The 22200-nt window shown below is 72.4% G+C and carries 18 protein-coding genes; 8 read left to right on the plus strand and 10 right to left on the minus strand.

What is annotated here, in order from left to right:
- Positions 1 to 96: 96 nt before the first annotated feature.
- Complete coding sequence (locus GTY96_RS37520) at positions 97 to 1515, plus strand: hypothetical protein (protein ID WP_235685434.1); 1419 nt, start codon at positions 97 to 99, stop codon at positions 1513 to 1515.
- A 9-nt stretch (positions 1516 to 1524) separates the two neighbouring features.
- Here GTY96_RS37520 and GTY96_RS07155 read toward each other — a convergent pair whose 3' ends face one another.
- Both GTY96_RS07155 and GTY96_RS07160 read right to left on the minus strand, forming a co-directional pair.
- The gene (locus GTY96_RS07155; RefSeq protein ID WP_161664267.1) at positions 1525 to 3027 is read right to left on the minus strand and encodes an amidase; all 1503 of its coding nucleotides are present in this window, start codon (positions 3025 to 3027) and stop codon (positions 1525 to 1527) included.
- Between the two features lie 65 nt (positions 3028 to 3092).
- The gene (locus GTY96_RS07160) at positions 3093 to 3830 is read right to left on the minus strand and encodes a L,D-transpeptidase family protein (protein WP_143899354.1); all 738 of its coding nucleotides are present in this window, start codon (positions 3828 to 3830) and stop codon (positions 3093 to 3095) included.
- A 301-nt stretch (positions 3831 to 4131) separates the two neighbouring features.
- On the opposite strand from GTY96_RS07160, the gene GTY96_RS07165 reads away from it, so the two are divergent.
- Positions 4132 to 6411 carry an RIO1 family regulatory kinase/ATPase domain-containing protein gene (locus tag GTY96_RS07165; protein WP_161664268.1) on the plus strand — a complete coding sequence of 760 codons (2280 nt, stop codon included), beginning with the start codon at positions 4132 to 4134 and terminating at the stop codon, positions 6409 to 6411.
- A gap of 625 nt (positions 6412 to 7036) precedes the next feature.
- Here GTY96_RS07165 and GTY96_RS07170 read toward each other — a convergent pair.
- From GTY96_RS07170 to GTY96_RS07185, 4 genes are all read right to left on the minus strand, one after another.
- Positions 7037 to 7924 (minus strand): alpha-ketoglutarate-dependent dioxygenase AlkB, encoded by an 888-nt coding sequence (locus tag GTY96_RS07170; protein ID WP_143899356.1) that lies wholly within the window; start codon positions 7922 to 7924, stop codon positions 7037 to 7039.
- 11 nt (positions 7925 to 7935) lie between these two features.
- A complete protein-coding gene (gene deoD / locus GTY96_RS07175; protein ID WP_143899357.1) occupies positions 7936 to 8649 on the minus strand; it encodes a purine-nucleoside phosphorylase in 714 nt (237 codons plus the stop codon).
- Between the two features lie 15 nt (positions 8650 to 8664).
- Entirely contained in the window at positions 8665 to 10086 is a 1422-nt protein-coding gene (locus GTY96_RS07180) for a LysM peptidoglycan-binding domain-containing protein (protein WP_161664269.1), read from the minus strand.
- A 97-nt stretch (positions 10087 to 10183) separates the two neighbouring features.
- Entirely contained in the window at positions 10184 to 10636 is a 453-nt protein-coding gene (locus tag GTY96_RS07185) for a putative toxin-antitoxin system toxin component, PIN family (RefSeq protein WP_328700791.1), read from the minus strand.
- Positions 10637 to 10817: 181 nt separating this feature from the next.
- On the opposite strand from GTY96_RS07185, the gene GTY96_RS07190 reads away from it, so the two are divergent.
- On the plus strand, positions 10818 to 11432 hold the full coding sequence (locus tag GTY96_RS07190; RefSeq protein WP_143899359.1) for a CAP domain-containing protein: 615 nt from the start codon (positions 10818 to 10820) through the stop codon (positions 11430 to 11432).
- A gap of 30 nt (positions 11433 to 11462) precedes the next feature.
- Here GTY96_RS07190 and GTY96_RS07195 read toward each other — a convergent pair whose 3' ends face one another.
- Complete coding sequence (locus GTY96_RS07195) at positions 11463 to 12347, minus strand: EamA family transporter (RefSeq protein WP_143899360.1); 885 nt, start codon at positions 12345 to 12347, stop codon at positions 11463 to 11465.
- Positions 12348 to 12372: 25 nt separating this feature from the next.
- Positions 12373 to 13923: a DUF4153 domain-containing protein gene (locus GTY96_RS07200; RefSeq protein ID WP_143899361.1), complete on the minus strand. Its 1551-nt coding sequence runs from the start codon at positions 13921 to 13923 to the stop codon at positions 12373 to 12375.
- Positions 13924 to 14861: 938 nt separating this feature from the next.
- Between GTY96_RS07200 and GTY96_RS07205 the strand changes: the two genes are divergently transcribed.
- Together GTY96_RS07205 and GTY96_RS07210 are read left to right on the plus strand one after the other, a co-directional pair.
- Entirely contained in the window at positions 14862 to 15863 is a 1002-nt protein-coding gene (locus GTY96_RS07205; protein WP_143899362.1) for an endonuclease/exonuclease/phosphatase family protein, read from the plus strand.
- A 244-nt stretch (positions 15864 to 16107) separates the two neighbouring features.
- The gene (locus GTY96_RS07210) at positions 16108 to 17157 is read left to right on the plus strand and encodes a GNAT family N-acetyltransferase (RefSeq protein WP_143899363.1); all 1050 of its coding nucleotides are present in this window, start codon (positions 16108 to 16110) and stop codon (positions 17155 to 17157) included.
- On the opposite strand, the gene GTY96_RS07215 is transcribed toward GTY96_RS07210, so the two are convergent.
- Positions 17141 to 18271 (minus strand): hypothetical protein, encoded by a 1131-nt coding sequence (locus GTY96_RS07215; RefSeq protein WP_161664271.1) that lies wholly within the window; start codon positions 18269 to 18271, stop codon positions 17141 to 17143. The two genes, GTY96_RS07210 and GTY96_RS07215, sit on opposite strands and share 17 nt — an antisense overlap.
- A 127-nt stretch (positions 18272 to 18398) precedes the next feature.
- Between GTY96_RS07215 and GTY96_RS07220 the strand changes: the two genes are divergently transcribed.
- From GTY96_RS07220 to GTY96_RS07230, 3 genes are all read left to right on the plus strand, one after another.
- A complete protein-coding gene (locus GTY96_RS07220; protein WP_143899365.1) occupies positions 18399 to 18932 on the plus strand; it encodes a hypothetical protein in 534 nt (177 codons plus the stop codon).
- 83 nt (positions 18933 to 19015) lie between these two features.
- Positions 19016 to 20269, plus strand: coding sequence for an APC family permease (locus GTY96_RS07225; RefSeq protein ID WP_143899781.1), 1254 nt, complete (start codon positions 19016 to 19018; stop codon positions 20267 to 20269).
- A gap of 140 nt (positions 20270 to 20409) precedes the next feature.
- Positions 20410 to 21084, plus strand: coding sequence for an abortive infection system antitoxin AbiGi family protein (locus GTY96_RS07230; RefSeq protein WP_235685436.1), 675 nt, complete (start codon positions 20410 to 20412; stop codon positions 21082 to 21084).
- 189 nt (positions 21085 to 21273) lie between these two features.
- Here GTY96_RS07230 and GTY96_RS07235 read toward each other — a convergent pair whose 3' ends face one another.
- Positions 21274 to 22200: a hypothetical protein gene (locus GTY96_RS07235; protein WP_143899366.1), complete on the minus strand. Its 927-nt coding sequence runs from the start codon at positions 22198 to 22200 to the stop codon at positions 21274 to 21276.

Raw genomic sequence — 22200 nt, forward strand, 5'->3', positions numbered from 1 at the left:
TTCAGGGGTCGCCTGCTCGGCAAGGAGGACGTCGCTTCGCGAACGCACGCGCCGGTGTGGGTTGAGCCAGGGGAGGCTTTCTGAAAGCGTCGAGCCATGCGGCGGCGCCTGCGACGTCTCGGTTGGGCCGGGTTGATCTCCCTGGCGCTGCACGCCATCGTGCTGTGGCTGTTGGGGAGGATGGACCCCGCGCCGTCGTCCGCCGCGCGCGTGGCCCGGCTGCGCGCGAAGGCGATCGAGGTGGAAATCCTCCCCCCACCGCCGACGCCGGCCGCCGCGGACGCGGAGCCCTCGCGCCCGCCTGTCCAGGGGCCGCACGCTGGAGTGGCGACGCAAGGGCCTCCGAAGGCCCCACCCCCTTCCGACGAGGCCCCCCGCAAGCCGCCCAAGGCCACGCCGCCAGGAGTGGCCACCCGTGAACCTCCGAGGCCCCCACCCGCCACGCCTCCGGACGAGGCTCCCCGGAAGCCCCCTTCAGCGCCTCCGGAAGTGGCGACGCGGGAGCCTCCGCCCGCCCCCGACACTGGCACGCGGCCCGACGCCCCGGAGGCGCCGCCCGGCATGGAGCTCCGCGAGCGCGCGGACCGCCCCACGGACGACGCTCCGCGGGCCCAGGCCCCGGGCACGCTGCCCCCGAACCTGCTGCCGCCGCCGGGCGCGAGCGGCGGGGTGATCATCTCGACGCCGGAGAACTCGTCGGGTGGGGGCCGCACGCTCCGGCCCGGAGACCCGAGCCTGTCCGCCGAGACCCTCGCCGCCGAGGAGCACGCGCGCGTATCGGAGCGGGTGCGGGGCATGGTCGATGATCGACGGGCCCGCGACCGCGTGGACACCGGCCGCATCCACCCGTACTTCAGCAAGCTGCGCGCGACGCTGGAGAAGCAGATGGACGCCCCGCCCCTCTTCGACATGCCCAGCCTGCCCAAGCAGCTCCTGTACTCCTTCGCGGAGAAGGCCCGGCGGTTCGGGGCCACGGGCTCCCCCGGAGGCAACATGCCCTTGAGCGCCGCGCCCACTCCCGGGGAGAAGCTCGCGGACCGGGGGCGCGACAACCCCAAGTACAACAGTCTGCGAACCCGCGCGCAGGCCGGCGAGGAGCTCCAGGACTTCGCCCACGGCGTCAGCACCCTGAAGCTCGTGGTCACGCTGGAGCTGCTTCAGGGGCAGGACGGCATCCTGCGCGAGGTGAAGCTCATCAGCCGCAGCGGCAACCGCGCCTACGACGACTACGTGCTCCAGTCCGTCCCGCCCGCGTTGGAGAAGATCCCCGCGCCGCCCGCGGACGCCCTGGGCGTACACACCGAGGGCATCCGCAGCGTGTGGGCCGTCGAGGGCCGCGTCGTGTACATCCGCAAGCTCCGCGACATGCAGGGCACGGACAGCGCGTACCTGGCCGCCGCCGCCGCCGCGGGCGTGCTCGCCGGTGGCTTCGAGGAGACCACCGGCGACGTCTACGTCATCGACGTGCGCAACCCGCACTTCGAATGCCGTTCGCGCCTGCTGCGCGTCTACTGACGCGGGGGCTCAGGGCGTGAACGCCGACGGCCACCGCACGCCGCCGCCCAGCGGAAGCAGCGCCTCCGCCACGTCGAGCAGCGCCCCGTCCGCCCACCGCCGGCCCACGAGCTGCGCGCCCACCGGCAGGCCTGCCTCTGTTCGCCCCAACGGGAACACCACCACGGGGTTTCCGGTGGCGTTGAACAGGCAGGTGAACCCACCCAACGCCTCCAGGTAGCTCCTCGGCGCGCCGTCCACCTCCAACAGGCCGCCGAAGGGCGTGTGCGGGGGCGCCGCCGTGAGCGCCACCGGCACCAGCCACGCGTCCCAGCCGGAGAGGAAGCCCTCCAGCGTGGCGATGTGCGCGTCCCGCCGGGTGAGCGCATCGCCGTAGCCGGTCAGGTCCAGGCGGATGCCCTGGATGATGGCTCGCGCCATCAGGTCGTCGTGCTCGAAGGGGAGGAACTGATCCCGGAAGGCCGCTCGCTCGGGAGGGCGCAGCGGCGCGCCCACCTCCCCGCCCTCCATCAGCCCCCACACCTCCACCAGGTCCGCGAAGTCCTGCCCCGGAGGCACGGCCCGCTCCACGACGACGCCCTCCGCGCGCGCGGCGGCGGTGAAGCGCTGGAACACCTGGCGCGTCTCGCGGTCGGCCTGGAAGGGGCCCAGGGTGTCCGCCCACGCCAGCCGCAGGCCGTTGAGCGCCCGGGGCTTCGCGGCCCCCAACGGCGCGACGGGCGGCACCTCCGGGTTGCGTGGATCCGCGCCCTCGATGACCGACAGGATGAGCCGCAGGTCCGCCACCGAACGCGCCAGCGGGCCCGAGCAGGCCATGTGGCGCACGTTGCGGGGCCCGTCCGGCAGGTCCGGGATGTGGCCCGCGTTGGAGACGCGGTGCTCCGTGGGCTTGATGCCCACGACGCCGCAGTAGTGCGCCGGCTGCCGGATGGAGCCGCCAATGTCGCTGCCCACCTCGAAGGGGGTCAGCCCCGCCGCGACCGCCGCCGCCGCCCCTCCGCTGGAGCCGCCCGGCGTGCGCCCCACGTCATGCGGGTTGTTCGTCCGGCCCCAGAGCGGCCCGTGCGTCTGGAGGTCCGCGGCGAACGGCGGCAGGTTCGTCTTGCCCCAGAGGATTCCCCCCGCGGCCTTGAGCCGGGCCACCACCGTCGCGTCCCGAGAGGGCACGTACTCCGCCAGGGCCGGATGGGCCGACGTCGTGCGCAGCCCTTCCGTGCTGAACGCGTCCTTCACCGTGAAGGGCACGCCATGCAGGGGCCCCCACGACTCGCCCCGCGCGAGCGCCGCGTCCGCCTCGCGCGCCCGCGCGCGCGCCCGGGCCTCGTCCCACGTCACCACGGCGTTGAGCGCGGGGTTGTGCTCGTGGGCCCGCGCGAGGAAGGCCTCCAGCACCTCCACGGCGCGGACCTGGCGCTCGCGAAGGGCGACGGCCAGCTCCGTCGTCGTGAGGGACACCAGCGCTCGCGCGCCTCCGGATACACCGGGGTCCTGCGACAAGACCGAGGACTTCATGTGCGCATCCTCCCCCGAAGGCCCCGCCAGCGGCGCGGACCCTCCCCTCGGGTTCTAGCAGCTCCTCAGCGCGCCAGGACCGGGGGCGCGGGCGTCACCACGTAGGCGGACGCGGCGCTGTCGACCTTCACCCGCGGGGGACGCCGGGATTCCTCGAACAGACGGTAGGCGGGCGCGAGGCCGCGCCAGAAGGCCTTGCGCGCCGCGGGGACCCCCGGAAGCGCCTCCAGCGCCGCGAGCCCCGCCGCGTCCAGCCTGCGCGGGAACAGGTGCACCGGCACGTCGCGGCCCATCCGCGCGCGGGCCTCGGACACCATCACGTACAGCGCCTCGATGGGCCCGTCCTCGATGGCCAGGCAGCCGATGCTCACGCAGTCGCCGTGGATGAAGATGTCGCCCCCGGGCTTCGCGGCGCCCTGCTTCCGGTCGAGCGCGTTCGGGTAGCTCACCCTCAGGGACAGGTGGTAGGCGCTCCTCGGGTTGAAGAGGTCCACCGTGTAGAACCCCTCCGGGACCTGGGAGTCCCCCTCGGCCCGCTTCGGGCCCACATCCCCGGAGGCCGCGCAGATGGGGAACGTGCGCACCTTCACCAGGGGTCCGTTCCGGGGGCCCGCCCAGACCTCCAGCTCGCGCTCGACCTTGAAGGCCCGCAGGTAGAGCTCCTCCGGGGGCCAGGACAGGCCCGCGGCCTTGAACGCTTGGACGAGGCCGGCCGTCTGGCGCTTCCGGGCCTCCGCGACCCGGTCCTCCGCGTGCGCGCAGAGCGAGGCCAGCAGGACACCCCACAGGAACAGGACCTTCATGGGCGGACACTCCTCCAGGATGGCGCGGCGCGGGCCGCCGGAAGGCGGACGTCAAGCCGGTCCCCGGGCATGGGGGGACGGCGAACAGGTTACAGGCACGTGGCCACCCCTGGCCCCCTGCTTCCCAAGCTGCTAGCAAGCGGTTCGTGGGCCTTCTGGATGACGTTCAGCGTGACGGCGATGGAAACCAGGGCCTGCCCGGTGTTCTCATCTCCAACGTGCATCATGGCGAGCAGGGGCCGCCGCTGTGCGCTACGACTGAAGCTCCCCGCCCCGTGCCGTTCCGGCCTTTTGCCTAAGAATGAATGACTCCCTCGAGAACCTCCTCGCCGACGGCATCATCGACGCCGTCATCGGCCAGCTGAAGACAGGCAAGGAGGCAGAGGTGTGGCTCGTCCAGCACGCCGGCCAGGTAGTCGCCGCGAAGCTGTACAAGGAGCGCCACGAGCGCAACTTCCGCAACAACGCCGGCTACAAAGAAGGACGCGAGGTGCGCAACTCGCGCACGCGCCGCGCCATGGAGAAGGGCAGCCGCTTCGGACAGGCCGCCGCGGAAGAGGCGTGGAAGAACGCGGAGGCGGACTCGCTGTACAAGCTGCATGCCCAGGGCGTGCGCGTCCCGACCCCGGTCCTGTTCTACGAAGGCATCCTCCTGATGGAGCTGGTGCTGGACGAACAAGGCCAGCCCGCGCCCCGGCTGGTGGAGGCCCCTCCCCGCACGCCCGAGGAGGCCGAGGCCCTCTACCTGGACCTGCGCGCGCAGGTGATTCGCACGTTGTGCGCGGACCTCATCCACGGAGACTTGTCGCCCTACAACATCCTGATGAGTGGGGTGGGGCCGACCCTCATCGACTTCCCGCAGACGGTGGCGGCGGCGCGCAACAGCCAGGCGGAGTTCTACTTCCGCCGCGACCTGGACAACGTGCGCCAGTACCTGGAGGGGTTCTCGCACCGGCTCATGAGCCGCGCGGGCGACACGGGTGAAATCTGGAACGCGTACGTGCGGCGCGACCTGACGCCGGAGTACGTGCCGTCGGGCACGTTCCGCGAGGCTCCGAGGCGCCAGGGTGGCGCGGGCCGCCAGGGGTTCCGGCAGGAGGAGCGGCGCAACGAGCTCCGTCCGCAGCCGGCGCCCGTGGCGGCGGTGGAGGTGGAGGAAGGCCTCAGCGCGGAGGAGGCGGAGCTGCGCGCGCTGGAGGCGCTGGTGCTGCGTCAGGGCGGTGGTGAGCGGGGAAGGCCCGTCGTCACGTCGAGCCCGCGCGATGGACGTCGTCGGGGTGGCGGGTTCTCCGGCAAGCCGCCGCCGCGCAACGGCAACGCGCCCCGGCCCGGTGGCGCGGGGCCGCAGCAGAACGCGGGAGCGCGTCCGTCACAGGGCGCGGGGGCCAACCGGCCCAACGGCAACGCAGGGCGTCCTCCGCAGGGCGGACCGCGCGCGGGCAACGGCGCTCCCTCGCAGGGGGCGAGCGCTCCGGTGGCCCAGGGTGATGCGCGCGCGAATGGCCGGCCGCAACAGGGCGGCCCCCGTGATGGGGGTCCGCGCCGCGATGGACGCCCGCCGCGCCAGCAGAACGGCGAGGCGCGCGCGAACGGCCAGTCCCAGCCGCCGCAGGGTGAGCGGAGCGCGAGCGGCCCTCGGCAGAACGGCGAGGCGCGCGCGAACGGCCAGTCCCAGCCGCCGCAGGGTGAGCGAAGCGCGAGCGGCTTGGAGCAGACGGGTGAACCCCGCCTGAACGGCCAGTCGCCTCGAAGGAGCGGGCAGCAGAGGCAGAACAACCCGTCCCAGCCACCGAACGGCGAGCGAGGCGTGAACGGCCAGCGGCAGCGCAACGGCGAGCCGCGCATGGACGGTCAGCCCGAGCAGGGCGTGAGCGGTCAGCGGCAGCGCAACGGCGAGCCGCGCATGGGCGGTCAGTCCGCGCGGTCCGAGCAGGGCGTGAACGGTCAGCGGCAGCGCAACGGCGAGCCGCGCATGAACGGTCAGCTCGCGCGGTCCGAGCAGGGCGTGAGCAGCCAGGCGCCGCGCATGAGCACTTCGCGGTCGGAGCAGGGCGTGAACGGTCCGCCGTCACAGCCCGAGCCGGGCGTGAGCGGTCCTCCGCAGCGACAGAACGGCCGCCCCCCTCGCACCGAGTGGCGCGCGAATGGCCGCCCGCCTCCGCAGAACGGCGAGCCCCGCCAGAATGGACCCGGCGCCCGGTCGCGGAACAACGAGCCGCGGACGAATGGCCAGCCCCTGTCGAATGACGGCACCTGGACGGAGGGCGCCCCGAGGAAGCAAGGCGACTCGCGCCCGGACAGGGCTGCCGCGGCACCGCAGGGCGGCGAGCCCCGGATGAACGGCCGGCCCCCACGGAACACGAGCACCGTCCCGGACGCCGCGCCCGCACAGAACGGAGAGCCGCGTCAGGGAGGCAGGGGGCCGTCATCCGGTCCCCGTGAAGCGCGCGGCAACACGCCCCGGATGCCCCGCCAGGGCTCCGAGCGCGGCGGGGGACGTCCCTCGCGAGGTGCCGCGCCGCAGGTGAGCTACGTGGGCCGTCCGCCCGCGTCCCACGGCCCCGAGACGGGCTCCTCCTAGTCCCGCCCACGAGCGAGGTGGGCGGCAACCCCGCCCACCCCCTCGCGCGCCCGACCAGTCTCGCCAGCGAGCGGCGTAAGCGGATTCGCGCTCACGGCCAGTTCCGCCGACGAGCGGCGCGGGCGGATTCCCGCGTCACGCCAGTTCCGCCGACGAGCGGCGTGGGTGGATTCCCGCGTCACGCCAGTTCCGCCGACGAGCGGCGTGGGTGGATTCCCGCGTCCGGCCAGTTCCGCCGACGAGCGGCGTGGGCGGATTCCCGCGTCCGGCCAGTTGCGCCGACGAGCGGCGTGGGTGGATTCCCGCGTCACGCCAGTTCCGCCGACGAGCGGCGTGGGTGGATTCCCGCGTCCGGCCAGTTCCGCCGACGAGCGGCGTGGGCGGATTCCCGCGTCCGGCCAGTTGCGCCGACGAGCGGCGTGGGTGGATTCCCGCGTCACGCCAGTTCCGCCGACGAGCGGCGTGGGTGGATTCCCGCGTCCGGCCAGTTCCGCCGACGAGCGGCGTGGGCGGATTCCCGAGCCCGGTCCGGCCCGCCACCGACCGGAGCGGGCGACAATCCCGGCCACGCACTCCCGAGCCCCGCCCGTCCCGTGCAACGCGGCCCCAGGAGAGTCCGCGTCCCCTACTCCGCCTTCACTTCCGGTTCGCGCGCCAGCTCGTCGCGGAAGAAGCGGCTGCCCTTCGCGAGCGTCGCCATGTACGGCCGCACGTCCTCGCGGGCCTCCGCGCTCAGCGCCGCGAACGGCGTCACGTGCACGTCCGGCACATAGCGGAACGTCAGGTTGATGCGCCGCGTGCGGAAGTCCGGCAGCTCCGGCGGCATCACGTGTCCGGCGCGCGTGTCCACCCGCTGCACCCGGTGGAACGTCTGCTCCTTCCACTGCGCCCCACCAAAGAGCTGAAGCGAGCCGTCATCCAGCCACTGCTCCAGCACCACCGCGTCGCGCTCGCCGGGCCGCGTGGACGTGACGAACTGGATGAGCGCGCGCTCCCCCAGCGACAGCGACGCCACCGGCCCCGGCTCGAAGTCCTTGTGCTCGCCCACCCGCGCGGTGTCCACCCAGCGTCCGTCCTCCAACCGGCTGCCGTAGAAGTTCACCAGGCACGTGTTGAGGTGCCAGCCCTGCGGCATGTCCGGCCCACGGAACATGCGCCGCGCCAGCGCCTCTACCTTTTGAATCTGCCGCTCCAGCACCGCCGGGAAGGGCTCCGCCTTCACGCAGCGGTCCTTCACACCCTTCGGCGGCCGGTAGTAGTCGAGGCACGCGAACTGCCAGTTGCCCAGCCAGTACACCGGCCGGAGCAACCGCCGCTGGACCTGCCCCTCCGGCGGGGGGAAGTGCTTTGAATAGCGCTCCTCCCACAGCGGGTGCAGCGTGCCCAGCCACGCGAGGATCTCCGCGCGCTCTCCCGCGGCGAGGAAGCTCGCGTTGTAGTGGTGGCCCGGGGTGCGCTGCGCCGCCTTGCGCGCCAGCGGGGAACCCGGACCCCTGCGGGGAGGCAAGGCCATGCGCGGGTCCCTTACGCCTCGGAGACGGCGACGTCGAACGCCAGTTCGATCATCTCGTCGAACGTCGTCTGCCGGTCCTCCGGCGACAGGCTCTCACCCGTGAGGATGTGATCCGACACCGTGAGCAGCCCCAGCGCACGCGCGCCGAACTGGGCCGCCACGCCGTAGAGCCCGGCGATCTCCATCTCCACCGCCAGGATGCCCATGCGCGCGAGCGTCGCGTTGAGCTCCTCCTGCGGGTGGTAGAACAGGTCCGACGTGAACACGCTGCCCACGCGCGACGGCTTGCCGCGCTTCTCCGCCGCCTCCACCGCGCGGCGGACCAGCGTGAAGTCCGCCACCGCCGGGAAGTCGTAGCCCATCAGGCGCATGCGGTTCACGTTGGAGTCCGTGCCCGCGCCCTGCGCCACGATGACCTCGCGCAGCTTCACGTCCGTGCGCAGCGCGCCGCAGCTGCCCACGCGGATGAGCACCTTGGCGCCGTAGGTCTTCACCAGCTCCGTCGCGTAGATGGAGATGGAGGGCACGCCCATGCCGTGCCCCATCACCGACAGCCGCTTGCCCCGGAAGGTGCCGGTGAAGCCCAGCATGTTGCGCACCGACGTGACGGGGCGCGCGTTCTCCAGGAAGCGCTCGGAGATGTAGCGGGCACGCAGGGGGTCTCCCGGCATGAGGACCACTTCGGCGAAGTCACCGGGGGAGGCGGAGATGTGCGGAGTTGCCATGGAACGTGAGGCCTTTCAGCGCGCGGTCGACAGACCGGACGGAGCACCCGTCGGGACCGCCACCGGCGTCGGTGCCGGCGCGGCGGGAGTACACGGGGTGGGCAGCTTGCCTGAAGCCGCGGGCGCCGTGTTCACCAAAGCGGGGCTTTCCACCGTGGGTGGCAGGCGGCGCGGAGGCAGCTGCACCGGCGGAGGAATGGGGCAGTGCGTGCACGGGCCCTTCAGCGGAATCACCAGCCTCCGGCCAATGCTCAGGAACGTGTTGCGCATCCGGTTGGCCTTCTTGATGGCCACCACGCTGGAGTTGTTGCGCATCGCGATGGCGCCCAGCGTGTCCCCGTTGCGCACCTTGTAGATCATCAGGTTCTGGTCCGGCTGGAGCGCCAGCAGCGGCGCCACCCGGCGGCCCAGCTCCTGCGCGCGGCCGTTGAAGAAGCGCACGTGGAAGTGGTCGCGGTGCCGCCGCGCGTGCTTGATGAGCGAGTTGAACCCTCCGTTGAAGAGGGAGTCGAGCCACGCCTTGTCCTCGCCCATGGACAGCGCGTAGTCGTAGAGGACCTTCTGGACGCGCTTGTCCACGAGGATCATCTGCACGTCGGTGTTCACCACCAGCGAGCGCACCAGCGCCCAGTTCATGGCCACGTCGATGTAGCGCTCCCGCTCCCGCTCGCGCACCGGATCCGCCGTCGGGTAGTAGAAGCCCAGGTCCACGTCGCGGCCGTTCTGGTGGCTCTTGTGCGGGCGCAGGTAGCCACCGTCCTTGGTGGACAGGCGGTTGACGCGCAGCGGGGGCACGTTCGGGTATTGCGCGCGCACCGCGTGGATGGCGGCGGCCACGTAGCTGACCGTCTCCTCCGTGCCGTAGGCGATCTCCGGCGACACGACGAGCCAATCCTTGTCATCCGGCACGCGGCGGCTGTTGATCTGCCGGCCGCTCTCCACGAAGCCAATGGACATGGAGCCCAGCGTGGCCGGGTCCTTCTTCCACGCCTCGGTGAGCGCCTCGTCGGACAGGTCGGCGGTGTAGAGCGGCCCCGCCGGAGCGGCGGGCGCGAGCGGCGCCTGCATCTCGCCCTCCTCGCTCACGCCCTCGTCGTCGGTGGCCACCGTCGCGTCGTCATCGTCCTCCTCGGGCTCCGCCGGGCAGGGGGTGTCGCGCACGGCGGCGTCGGTGATGACGGCGGCGATCTCCGCGGGGGACGGCGACGAGGCCGGCGCGGCGGCCACGCTCGCCGGGGCCACGACCTGGGTCTCCCCCGGGGCCGCGGCGCCCGGGGTGCTGACCTCGGCGGGCGGCGGCGCGGCCGGGGCCTCCGAGGGCGGCGCTGGCGGCGCGGCCTGGGTCGGAGCCGGGGCCGGAGCGGAGGCCGGGGCGGGAGTGACGACACGCGCGGCACAGCCGGCGCAGAACAGGAGGATCAAGAGTGAGGAACGCACCGGGGGCGAGAATGACCCGAGAAAGCCCATGGCTCCAAGCGCGCATCGCGATTTTGACTGCCTGTGCGCACCCCTGCCTGCTTGCTTCAGGCGCGGATCACGCGCCCGGCGGAGGGACCTCGGCCTCCACGAGCTGGGATGCGCGCCGCGGCGACAGGACCTCGAACGGCAGCCGCCGCCCACCGCCCATCGACAGCACGCGCTTGTCCTTGCTCACCAGCCACGCGGCCCCCACGCGCGCCGCCAGCGCGAGGAACTTCTGATCATCCCGGTCCCGGCACGGCGGCAGCTCCACCGGAGCCCCCTCCCCCTCCGACACCCGCACGAGCGCCCCATAGTCATCGCGCACCTTCCGCTGGGCCTCCGGGCTCAGCGCGAACGAGCGGTAGGCCAGCACCAGCTCCAGCTCCCGCAGCGTGTGCCGGTCCACCCACGCCGTCAGCGCCCCCGTGAGCAGCGCCTCCTTCAATGGCCGGGTGAAGGCGTCGTCAAAGACGAACACATCCAGCACCACGTTGGTGTCCAGCACGACGGAACGAATGGCAGCCACAGCGGAAGGTGTCTTCACGGATGAGGAACTTTCCGCCAGCAACGCCGCCAACACAACCACACCCGCTCGCGCGTCAATCGCAATACACGCGGCGTCCATGGCGCAGACCTGGATTAGCGGACAAAGATGGACTTCGCAAAATCCCCTCCCTGACCGGCACGCGCCGGTGAAAGGTCTGTCCATGACGGTGTTCCCCCGCACGCTGTGTCTGTCGTTGTTGGGCGTCGCCTCCCTGCTGGGCGGCTGTGGTGGCGAGGACGTTCCCACGCCGCGAGGCGAGGGCGTCGTCGTGCCCCCGGTCCAGAGCGAGGCCGCCGGGGACGGGCTGAGCGCGAGCGCGGCCTACTGTGACGACGTGACGACGTGGGACCCGGCGTGGGTGACGCTCGAGAACAACGTCCTCACGCTCATCAACCAGCGCCGCGCGGCGGGGGCCACCTGTGGAGGCGTGGCGAAGCCGGCGGTGGGAGCGCTCACGCTCGACACGAAGCTGCGCTGCGCGTCGCGCAAGCACTCCAAGGACATGGGCACGAACAACTTCTTCGACCACACGGGCTCCGACGGCTCCTCGCCGTGGCAGCGCATGGCCTCCGCGGGCTACAGCTACCGGACGGCGGCGGAGAACATCGCCGCGGGCTACGGCACCGCGCAGGCGGTGGTGGATGGCTGGATGGCCAGCACGGGCCACTGCAACAACATCATGAACGGGGCGCTGAAGCAGACCGGCATCGGCTACTTCAACGCGCCTTCCAGCACCTACCGCGCGTATTGGACGCAGGACTTCGGCACGCCGTAGCCGTCCCTTCGTGAACTCCGTCCCGGAGGCTCAGGCCTCCACGGGCGGAGGTGGACGCTTCGCCGTCAGCGTCGCCCCGGCCGAGGCGCAGCTCACCAACGCGACCGCCAGCCATTGCAGCGGCGTGAGCTGCTCGCGGAGGAACACCCAGCCCAGCACGGTGGCCACGCCGGGCTCCAGGCTCATCAGGATGCCGAAGGTGCGGCTGGACAGCTGGCCCAGCGCCATCATCTCCAGCGTGTACGGCAGCGCGCTGGAGAGGAGCGCCACGCCCAGCCCCGCCGCGAAGAGCCCGGGGGTCAGCCGCTCCAGGTGGCCGTCCATCAGCATGAACGGCAGCACCGTCAGCGTCGCCACCACCATGCCCGCCGCCACGCCCTCTCCCTCGGGCACGCGGCGCGACAGCCTCCCGCCCATCAGGATGTAGAGCGCCCAGCAGGCGCCCGCCGTCAGCGCCAGCACCACGCCCAGCGGATCCAAGGCTCCGGGCCGCGCCGTCCACGGGGTGATGAGCACGATGCCCGTCGCCGCGAAGAGCACCCACACGAAGTCCAGGGCCTTGCGTGACCCCACCACCGCGAGCGCGAAGGGCCCCACGAACTCCAACGTCACCGCGAGGCCCAGCGGGATGCGCGCGATGGCCTGGTAGTACGTGAGGTTCATCACGCCCAGCGCCACGCCATACGGGAGGACGGCGGACCACTGCGCCCACGTGTAGCGCGTCAGCGCGGGACGGAAGTACGCCAGCAGCATCACCGACGCGAGCACCAGCCGCAGGCCCGCCGCGCCCGCCGCGCCCAACACGGGGAAGAGCCCCTTCGCGAGCGCCGCGCCGCCCTGCACGCTCACCACGGCGATGAGCACCGCGGGGATGGGCGGCAGTGTCGAGGTCCGGCGTCCGGCGGCTTCGGTCATGGCGCCGGACTCTAGCCATGACGCCTCAAGGATTCACGGGGGCGCTCGAGGTGCCGGTGCGCAGGAGCGCTCGCCGGGCCAGGAAGCGGGAGACATTCCACTCGGGCAGCGTGTCCTGCTCCGACAGCCGGTCCTGGTGCCGAGCCAGCACGCCCGACATGAGCACCGTCTGGGACTCCGAGAGCGCCGGGAGCGACCGCACCAGGCCCGGCACCGAATCCGCTGAGAGCTGGGAAAGCATTTCGATGTCCAACGAACCGGTGCGCGCATGCCGCTCCAGGTTGTGGCGGACGATGAAGGCCTCGGGGTTGAGGAGGTTGAGCGCGATGACCGCGCCCAGCGCCGTGGTGAAGGCCCCCACCGCGAAGCGCTCCTGCTGCCACCACAGCGTCACGGCACGCCAGGCCAGCGCCGCGCCCAGCGCGACCATGAAGACATGCGTGTACAGGCGCAGCAGCGTGTAGCCGAACGCGTCTTCGTACAGCGACAGGCGCTTCATCGCCGACGCGAGGATGACCAGCGTGAGCCCCACCATCAGCGACGTGCCCGCGCGGAACGCGGTCTGGGCGGCGGGCGATTCACGCCGCGTCCAGCGGGTCAGGGCCAGCACCAGGACCAGGGTCAGCACGGAGACCACCACCAGTTCGAAGAAGCCGTGGCGCGCGTACTCCGCGAAGGAGTAGCCCGGCGCGGGGGCCGACGCGTCTCCGATGAACAGGTATGCCACCTGGATGGCCGCGAAGACGAAGAACAGCACGTCCACCGCGAGGATGAGCATGAGCGCTTCGATGAGGCCCAGGCGCGGCTTCGCGGGCTCCACCTCCGCTTCACCGGCTTCCTTCGGAGCGCGGCGGCGCAGCGCGTGGCCCAGCACCCCCGCGGCCACGCACGCGCTGAACGCCACGCCGATGCCGCGCCCCACCAGGGTGTCCAGGCCCAGGTTGAAGGACAGCAGGCGCTGCATCGCCAGGGAGAAGACGTCGTCCGCGGAGTCGAGCAGCAGCGCGAACACGTACAGCACTGGCAGCGTCAGCAGGAGGCCGCGGACCAGGGACATGATGCGGGGGCCGTGGGCGCGCAGGCCGCGCACGTCCACGCTGTCGCGCACGAGCACCGGAGGATAGCGCAGGGTCTGGATCGCGGAGCCCAGGACGACGGAGACGTAGCTCGTCAGCCCCAGCCGCTCCAGCCGGCCCGCGGCCCAGAAGTGAGCGAGCAACATCAAGAGCACGCCCGCGGTCAGGAGGTTGAGCGACAGGAGCCATTCGCTGTCCCGCACCGCCACGAAGACGCTGACGATCCCCAGCGGCGACAGCAGCCACGCGTTGGGCCGCGCCCGCTGCCAGCCCTCACGCCCGCCCAGCCACGCGAGCGCGCCGACCAGGGCCGCGACCAGCACGGGGAAGCCCAGGCCCCAACGCGCCCGGTCCAGCAGGACCTCCGCGAACACCCCCAGCGCCAGCGACGCGCCCAGCATCTGGCGCGGCGCGCGCACCCAGGGCAGCCACGGACGGGACGGGGCCGCGGCCGCGGTGGCCGGAGGAGGAAGTGGGGAGAGCGGAAGGGACGGGGTCATGGTGGCGGCACCTCGCGAGCGCGTCAGCGCCCGGTATGAAGACAGCATGCGCACGCCCGGCGGCACGGCGGCACGCCTCGGGGACGAGCGGTCGCGGAAGCCCGCCGAACGGCGCCCCCTCTCCCGTGGCCGGTCGGGGCGCGTGGGCATGGGAGCGGGGCTTCCTGGTCTGGGCGGTCGGATGAGGCACCGCATCGGTCGCACGCCGCGAGCAGCGACGGGGCCCGCGGTCCGCCCAGCCACCCCGTGAGCGGCATTGGGCCCCAGCCTCCCATTCAGCTCAGGCGTCTCGTGGTGCCCGGCCCGGCCGCGCCACGTGGTCTCCCCTGGCCCGTGCAACCCGCTCAGCTCAGGCGTCTCGTGGTGCCCGGCCCGGCCGCGCCATGTGAGTCTCCCGTGGCTCGAGCAAACTACTCAGAGCAGACGTCTCGTGGTGCCCGGCCTGGCCGCGCGATGTGAGTCTCCCCTGGCCTGTGCAACCCGCTCAGCTCAGGCGTCTCGTGGTGCCCGGCCCGCCCAGTCCGCCTGAATCTCCCGGAGCCCAAGCAACCCGCTCAGCATGGGGCGCCTCGCGGTGCCGCGCAGCTCGCCCACGCGGCCTGAACCTCCGGTGGCCCAAGCCCCAGCCCAGGCAAGCGACCCGTGGACACACCGTTCCTCTTCACGTGAGCCGTGTGTGGCATTCCGCCAACCCACGCGGAGCGAGCATCGCGAGGCCCGGCCCGCGCACTCCGCGTGAGCGACCCCTGACTCCACCGGCCTTCCACTGCATCCACCTCACGACGAGCCGCGACGACTCGGTTTCCCGCGCCACTTCGCGGGCCGGACGCTTCGCGGCCCCCAAGTACGACGCAGCGAGCGAGTCGCGCTGCGTCGTCAAACACTTCGAGATTGTCCGCGCGGTCCGCGATGAAACGCGGTGATAGGTTGCCGCCCCGATGTCACCCTCGTCGCGACTCCCCTTCCCCCTCCGTCTCCGCTCGAACCCCGCCCTCTGGGGTCTGCTGCTCGCGTTCGCGGGCTGCGGCGGCCGTCCTACGCAACCGCTGTCGGTCCCCGACGCCGGCGCGTGTCTCACCAGCGCCTGCACCGAGGCCGACAGCGGAACGCCTCCGGATCCATCCGGCCCCCGCGTTCGCATCGCGGCCTTCAACGTGCACCGCCTCTTCGACACCGTCTGTGATTCGGGCTCCTGTGGCGGCTCGGCCTATGAGGAGCTGCCCACGGAGGCGGAGCTCGCGCAGAAGGTGGACCGGCTCGGCCGGGCCATCACGGCGCTCAACGCGGACGTGGTGATGCTGGAGGAGGTCGAAACGCAGAGGTCGTTGGACGCACTCCAGGCCCACACGCCCGGCTTCGACTACTCCGAGCTGGGCGAGACCGGAGCCCCGGCGTCGGTGGACGTCGCGGTCCTCTCCCGATACCCCATCATCGAAGTCCGCCACCACCGCGACTACCTCGTCCGGCCGGACGGCTCCTCGACGCGCTTCTCGCGCGAACTGCTCGAAGTGCACGTGGACGTGAACGGCGAACGGGCCATCGTCTTCGCGGCGCACTTCCGCTCCAAGGTGGACGACGATCCCGGCCGCCGCTTCGCCGAAGCCACCGTCTCCCGGGACACCGTCACCGCCGTGGCGAAGGAGTTCCCCTCCGCGCTGGTGGTGTTCGGAGGCGACCTCAACGACACCCCGGGCTCGGACGCGATCAACGCCCTGGAGAAGGACGGCGCCCTGCTGCGCGTCGCCAGCGACCGCCCGGACAGCGAGACGTGGACGTATGTCTATTCCGGCCAGCGGCAGGCCATCGACCACCTCTTCCTCGCGCGCGGCGGTGGCACCTACGTGCCGGGCTCCTTCCGCGTCGCCCGCGATGGCAACAGCTACGGCGGCTCCGACCACGGCGCCGTGTACGCGGACTTCGGGTTCGCCTCGCGCCCCTGACGCATCCAGGACGCCGGGCCCCGCACACTCCCCCGCCCTTCCCGCGCGGTGCCTGTGGACCACCGCACGAGGCACGCGCGGGTTTGATGTATCAATGACAGCCAGGGAATGAGCATCCCTGGCGACCGCTTCCCCGCACGGCCGCCCTCCCTACCTTCCACGCCATGAATGCAATCTCATGGCGAGGCGGGTGGGCGACACGCCACCTCCAGTCCCTCCGGCATCCTGTCCCCGGAGGCAGGCCATGATTGAGGTGCGCACGTTCGACGGCGACGCCCCCGAGGCCTCCTGGTTCCTCAACCGCGTCTGGCAATCCACCTATGGCAGGACGACGCCGCTCCCGGTCTGGGACACCCGCTTCTGCGACTGGCGGCTGTTCCGGGGCGGACAGGCGCCGCGCGACTACCTGCTGGCCGCCTACGAGGGCCGGACGCTGGTGGGCACCCTCTTCGCGGAGCCCGCGCGCATCCGCCTGGGGCGCGTGGAAGTGGACGGAAGCCATGGACTCCGGGCCACCGTCGCGCACTCACACCGCGGACAGGGCATCGGTGGCCGGCTGGCGCAGGAGCTGTTGCGGCGCCACCAGGACCGGGCCGCGCGAATCGCGCTGGGATGCACGACGGGTGAGCTCCGGCCGCGCGGCTTCTGGCAGCGGACCTGGAACACGCGCCTGTTCCGGGGGCTCGGACTCTGGATGTATGCCTTTGATGCCCAGGCCATGGCCCGCTGGTCGTTCACGCCTCATGAGCGGAAGCTGTTCTCACTGGCACGGCCCTTCTTGCGCCACCGCTTCCGCGAGGCGGACCCCCGGGACATCCGGCGCTATCGCCCCACCGACCTGGACCGCTGCATGACGCTGGTCCAGCAGATGCTTCGGCCCGTGACGCTGGGCTGCGCGTACACGGCCGGACAGCTGGCGCACCAACTCCAATATCGAGACGTGCCCCGGACCTTCGTGCTGGAGCAGGACGGCGTCGTGCGGGGCTTGGTGAGCTCCCACAGCGTCCTGATGACCGGCACCGGGGAGATCACCACGGAGGTCGTGGACCTGGTGGCCTTCGAGGACTCCGTGTCCGCCACCGACCGGCAGCGGCTCCTCCAGGTGGCGATGCAGGACATGGAGCAACGGGGCGTGGCCTGCGCCGGGATGCTGCGGGGCCCCGGCCTGCCCACCTCCCTGCTGTTGCGCGCGGGCTGGGTGCCGCTCCCCCGCCGCGCGAAGGTGACGTGCCTGCTGCCCACCAGCGATATGGAGCTCCCCGCGGCCCCGCGTGTCTTCACGCACCTGCACTGACGCGCCCGCGCGAGCGCTGGACCCTCCGCCCCAGCCAGACACCCCACCCCGCCACGGTCCGCACGCCCCCGCCAGAGCAGACGCACAGCGCCGGCAGGACGAGCAGCAGGTACTGCGGCCACTTGGTGTTCCACAGCAGCAGGAACACCAGCCCGACGACGGCGCCCACGGCCCACACGGGCCGCTCGCGCCATGTCCTCGGCAGGCCCACGCACGCCAGCGCCAGCAGCGCCCATGCGTTGAAGTCCGTGAGGTAGATGCCCTCCTGCGAGCGCGACAGCCACGGGCTCACGAGGAACGCCAGCGGCTGATACCAGGGCAGCGCGCTGCGGCGCACATGCTCGCCATGTGAGTAGTCCCAGTGGAACGAGATGGACTCCCACAGGGACGCGAACGGCGAGGACCACAGCGCGGGGTTCACGAGCACGAACACCGCCGCCGTCGGCACGACGATGGCGGCCCACGCGCGCCACCGCGTCCTCGCGCCCGTCACCAGGAACGGCAGGAACGTGAGCCCGCCCACCAGCCCATAGGGGTACTTCCCCGCCGCCGCCAGACCGAGCAACGCGCCGGACACCGCGGTCCAGCCCGGCGCGAAGCCGCTCCGCCGGGCGCGCTCGAAGGCGAGCAGCGCGAGCACCGCGAAGAGCCCGGGCACCGCCTCCAGATAGGCCTGGGCCGTGTACTTCGTGTGGTACGGGTCCCACGCGAGCAGGAGCGCTCCCAACGGATCCACCAGCGCCACCAGCCCCACCTGGAGCACTCCGGCCACCGCGGACAGGCCTCGGGTCACCCGGAACGCGGGGCGCGCGGCGTCAGGCAGGGGTTGCCCCATGGGCACGTTCGCCCAGTCCGGCTCGGGCGCGCCTGACACCCGCACCGCCTCCGCGAAGAGCAGCTTCACCAGCGGCGGATGTTCGAAGTTCTCCCGCACCTCGCCCACGTCGCCCCAGCGGCCCTGCTCCAACAGGCGGGCATAGGTGTAGGCGATGGGCAGGTAGGTCGCCTCGTCGAAGTCCTGCGACAGCCGTTCGACCGCCCGGGCGCGTTGCCAGACAGCGACCAGGACGGCGACCAAGGCGACGAGGACGGCCAGCAGGCGCGCGCGGGACACGCCTGCACGGATATCACGGCGCCGCCTCGCTGGAGCGGGAGGAGGAACCGCTCCGCCCGGGCACCGCCCCCCAAGCAGCCAGGGTGCGGCCCTGGTGGCGCGTGGCCCGACGCCCCAGCTTTGGAGCATGAGAACCGCCCGCATCCTCACCGTCGCCGCCCTGCTCGCGGGCGGCTCCGCCATCGCCAGGAGCACCGACACCGTGGAGCTGCTGTCGCCCCGGACGACCGTGCGCGCGAGCGTCAACGCGCAGGGCCTCCAGGGCCCGGACCTGCGACTCCGGATGACGGACAGCGCCCTGCAAGGACAGGCCTTCCAGCAACCCGTGGACCTGAAGCTGTCGGACCGGCGCATCCAGGGCAGCGTGGACCAGAAGCCGGTGGACCTCTCCGTGCGACAGCGGGACGAGGTGGTGGAGGTGGCGGGCACCTTCGCGGGCAAGCCCTCGTCGCTGACGGTCAGCCCGGATGAGATCGCGGGGACGGTGGGGCCGTGCGGCTACAACCTCATCATCGAGCGCGACCGCAAGCACTACATCGGGACGCGGGCCTGCGGCGACCAGCGTGAGAACAACGTGCACGTCGTCATCCCGAAGGCGCTGGAGCACGAGTCCGCGGCCGGGCGGATGGCCGCGCTCAGCGTGGTGCTCTCCCATCCTTGAGCGTGGGATGGTGCCCGGGGCGCGGGTGTAGTGAAGTCCGCGCCGTGTCCCCTCCTCCTTCCGGCGCGGCGCCCGAGCGAACCATCGGGCCCTTCCAACTGCTGGCCCTGGGCGTCAACGGCATCGTGGGCGTCGGCATCTTCTTCGCGCCCGCGGAGGTCGCGGCGCAGGCCCCGGGCCTGGGCGCGGTGTGGGCCTTCGCGCTCACGGGGCTGGCGCTGGTGCCGGTGGCGCTCGCGTTCGCGGTGCTCGGCCGGCGGTTCGACTCGGATGGCGGGCCCGTCGTCTTCGCGCGCGCGGCGTTTGGCGAGCGCGCGTCCTTCCTGGTCGGCTGGGTGGCCTACGTCAGCGCCTTCCTGAGCACGTCCGCGGTGATGGCGGGACTGGCGCGGGCCGTGGCGCCGTCGGTGGGGCTGGGAGGCCCGCTGGGCGAGCGGCTGCTGGCCTCCGCGCTGGTGACAGGGCTGGCGGCGCTGGTGGCCTCCGGCATCCGCGTGTCGGCGAAGACCTGGACGGGGCTCACGGTGCTCAAGCTGGTGCCGCTGGGCGCGCTGCTGGCCGCGTTCTTCTTCCTGCCGGCCGGACAGGTGCCGCCCCCGGCGCCCGTGACGGGAGCGTCCTGGCTGAAGGCGGGGCTGACGGTGATGTTCGCCTACCAGGGCTTTGAAATCGTGCCGGTCATCGCCGGGCAGGTGCGCGCGTCGGAGCGCACGGTGCCCATGGCGACGGTGGGCTCGCTGCTGGTGGCGGTGCTGCTGTACATGGGGCTCGTGTGGGCGTGCGTCGCGGCGCTGCCGGACCTGGCGCGGGCGACGGCGCCGCTGGCCCAGGCGGCGGAGGTGTGGGGCGGCGCGGGACTGGCGCGGCTGGTGGGCGTGGGCACCAGCGTGTCCGCGCTGGGCATCTGCGTGGGGATGATGGTGACGACGCCGCGCTACCTGTCCGCGCTGGCCTCCGGGGAGCGCTCGCTGTTCGGGCTGGAGCGCATGTCGGAGTCGGGGGTGCCCATGCGAGCGCTCGCCGTGACGTGGGCGCTGGTGCTGGGGTTCGTGAACCTGGGCGACCTGTCGGAGCTCTTCGCGCTCTCCGCCATCGCGGTGCTGATGCAGTTCGGTGTCACCGCCGCGGCGCTCGCGGTGCTGTCGCTGCGCCGGGAGCGCGACCTGCGGCCGGTGCACGCGCTGCTCGCGGTGCCCACGCTGGGGCTGGGCCTGACGCTGGTGGCGTTCGGCGCGAGCGCTCGCGAGGCGGGGGTGGCTTCGGTGGCGGTGCTCGCGGGGCTCGCGCTGATGCGGCTCTCGCGGCCGAGGCTCCCCGTGCCCGCCCGCCTGCCCTGAGCGCTTCCGCCCGGCCGTGGAGGGGGCAGGCGCGGGGGCGCACCCGCACGTTGTGTTGCGATGGGGGGATGGGACCGGGAGACTCGCGCGGGGGTTTCGAGGCGATGCTCGGGTATCAGGCGAATGCGCAGTGGCGGGACATGTCCGACTTCGTGGTGCACTTCACGAAGCCAGGGCCGCCGTACCACGACGCGTACCAGAACATGATGAGCATCCTGGGAGCGCGCACGCTCATCCCCGGCGCGGAGGGCTTTGGCATCGCGCGGCGGGAGACGGCGGTGGCGGACCGGCACCGCTCGGTGTGCTTCAGCGAGATTCCGCTCGATCAGCTCGCGCGGCTGGTCCAGCGGCGGAGCCTGTACGGCATCGCCTTCCGCAAGAGCTTCATCCTGTCGCAGGGCGGAGGACCGGTCTGGTACGTCCAATATGGCTCCCCGGCGCACCTGGCGATGCGGCACCAGTTGGATCAAGCCTTGTCGGCGAGCGAGCCGCACAAGGAGCCGGTGTGGGCGGTGACGCCCTTCGTGGACATCCAGGGGGATGCGCACAACGCGCCCTACAGCTACCGCTTCGACTGGGAGCGCGAGTGGCGGGTCCCGGGGCTCCTGCGCTTCACGGAGTACGACGTCGCGGCGCTCTTCCTCCCGGAGGAGGTCCACGGCGTGGCGCGCGACTTCTTCGCCTGGGCGGTGCGCGAGCGCGCGGGCCCGGGCTACTTCTGCCCCGTGTTGGATCCCGGCTGGAAGGCGGAGCAGATCCTGGAGGCGCTGAAGGAGCAGGCGGAGGCACCGGAGCGCAAGAGCGCCCCGGGCTGACGCAGACAGCGTGCGGTCCTTCGTGAGGGGTCACCGCCCCCATCAAGCCGAAGCCGCATCGGAAGCGCTCGAGGGCCCGCCTTGCGCGGTGCGCACACGCCTTCTCCCGAAGCTCCCTCCGGGAGAAGCACGTGCCTCCAGGCGGCTGAGCCACCTCGGGGACGACTCCCGAAGGCGGCCCTCCTGCCATCAGCGAGCGACGACGGCCCCGTTCAGCGCGAGGAAGTCCACGCCGCCGCGCGCGTCGCGCAACACCACCCACAGCTGCGCGGGCCCGGGCGTGGTCGGCGCCGTCCAGGTGTTCTCGCTGAAGGACTCGGTCTCGTCCTCGCCCCGGCCGGTGCGGTCCGCCTCGAAGTCGCCCGTGGTGGAGTACCAGGAGACGCGCAGGCTCTCACGCCGCTCGACGAGTGACTGGGAGACCACGTCGAACACCACGTACGTCTCCGCCGAGGGCTCCACGTCCTCCGGGCCACTCCAGCGGGCGCGCCAGGTCACGGTGGCTCCGGCGGGCAGCGCGTCGAGCGCCACCGGGGCGCCGTCCACCTGCGCGGTCACCTCCAGCAGGTGCGGGGCGAGGTTGGGCACATAGCGCTCGCGGAAGTCGCGGGCCACCTCGGGGCTGGCGCCCACCAGGTTGCAGCGGATGCGCTCGAGCGCCACCGCCGGGTCCGACCCCGGCAGGTCCACGCGCACCGGCAGGTAGTAGCCGCCGGTGACGTCCGCATCATGCGGGCGGAAGGGCGGCTCGCCCGGGCGGGGCGCCGGTGTGTCCGGACCGAACAGGGTGCATGCATCCGCGGGCACCTCTCCCGACGTCTCCGGGCCGCGACCGCCGAAGGCGCGCACATCCTTGCCCAGGCAGCTGGCGCCCACCACGTTGTTCTCCGTGGCGGGCTTGGAGGTGGCGCAGGTGGACCAGCTCAGCGCGGGCGCGCCGTCCGCCATCGCCACCAGCGCGCGGTACGCCACGACTTCTCCGGGGCGTGCCTCCGCGGGCGTGGCCTTCACGGCGAGAATGCGGGGCTCGGTGATGCGCGAGGAGCGGGTGCCGAAGTCCGGGCGGCAGCCCACGGCGAGCACGGCCACGGCGAGGAGGGTCTGGAGAGCTTTCAT

Source organism: Corallococcus silvisoli, from assembly GCF_009909145.1.
GTDB lineage: Bacteria > Myxococcota > Myxococcia > Myxococcales > Myxococcaceae > Corallococcus > Corallococcus silvisoli.

Coding starts and splice junctions, on each gene's coding strand:
- GTY96_RS07170 (WP_143899356.1), bottom strand. CDS start 7,924: ATGGCCTTGCCTCCCCGCAGGGGTCCGGGTTCCCCGCTGGCGCGCAAG.
- GTY96_RS37520 (WP_235685434.1), top strand. CDS start 97: ATGCGGCGGCGCCTGCGACGTCTCGGTTGGGCCGGGTTGATCTCCCTG.
- GTY96_RS07160 (WP_143899354.1), bottom strand. CDS start 3,830: ATGAAGGTCCTGTTCCTGTGGGGTGTCCTGCTGGCCTCGCTCTGCGCG.
- GTY96_RS07155 (WP_161664267.1), bottom strand. CDS start 3,027: ATGAAGTCCTCGGTCTTGTCGCAGGACCCCGGTGTATCCGGAGGCGCG.
- GTY96_RS07230 (WP_235685436.1), top strand. CDS start 20,410: ATGTCCGACTTCGTGGTGCACTTCACGAAGCCAGGGCCGCCGTACCAC.
- GTY96_RS07235 (WP_143899366.1), bottom strand. CDS start 22,200: ATGAAAGCTCTCCAGACCCTCCTCGCCGTGGCCGTGCTCGCCGTGGGC.
- GTY96_RS07190 (WP_143899359.1), top strand. CDS start 10,818: ATGACGGTGTTCCCCCGCACGCTGTGTCTGTCGTTGTTGGGCGTCGCC.
- GTY96_RS07220 (WP_143899365.1), top strand. CDS start 18,399: ATGAGAACCGCCCGCATCCTCACCGTCGCCGCCCTGCTCGCGGGCGGC.
- deoD (WP_143899357.1), bottom strand. CDS start 8,649: ATGGCAACTCCGCACATCTCCGCCTCCCCCGGTGACTTCGCCGAAGTG.
- GTY96_RS07165 (WP_161664268.1), top strand. CDS start 4,132: ATGAATGACTCCCTCGAGAACCTCCTCGCCGACGGCATCATCGACGCC.
- GTY96_RS07205 (WP_143899362.1), top strand. CDS start 14,862: ATGTCACCCTCGTCGCGACTCCCCTTCCCCCTCCGTCTCCGCTCGAAC.
- GTY96_RS07200 (WP_143899361.1), bottom strand. CDS start 13,923: ATGACCCCGTCCCTTCCGCTCTCCCCACTTCCTCCTCCGGCCACCGCG.
- GTY96_RS07195 (WP_143899360.1), bottom strand. CDS start 12,347: ATGACCGAAGCCGCCGGACGCCGGACCTCGACACTGCCGCCCATCCCC.
- GTY96_RS07210 (WP_143899363.1), top strand. CDS start 16,108: ATGATTGAGGTGCGCACGTTCGACGGCGACGCCCCCGAGGCCTCCTGG.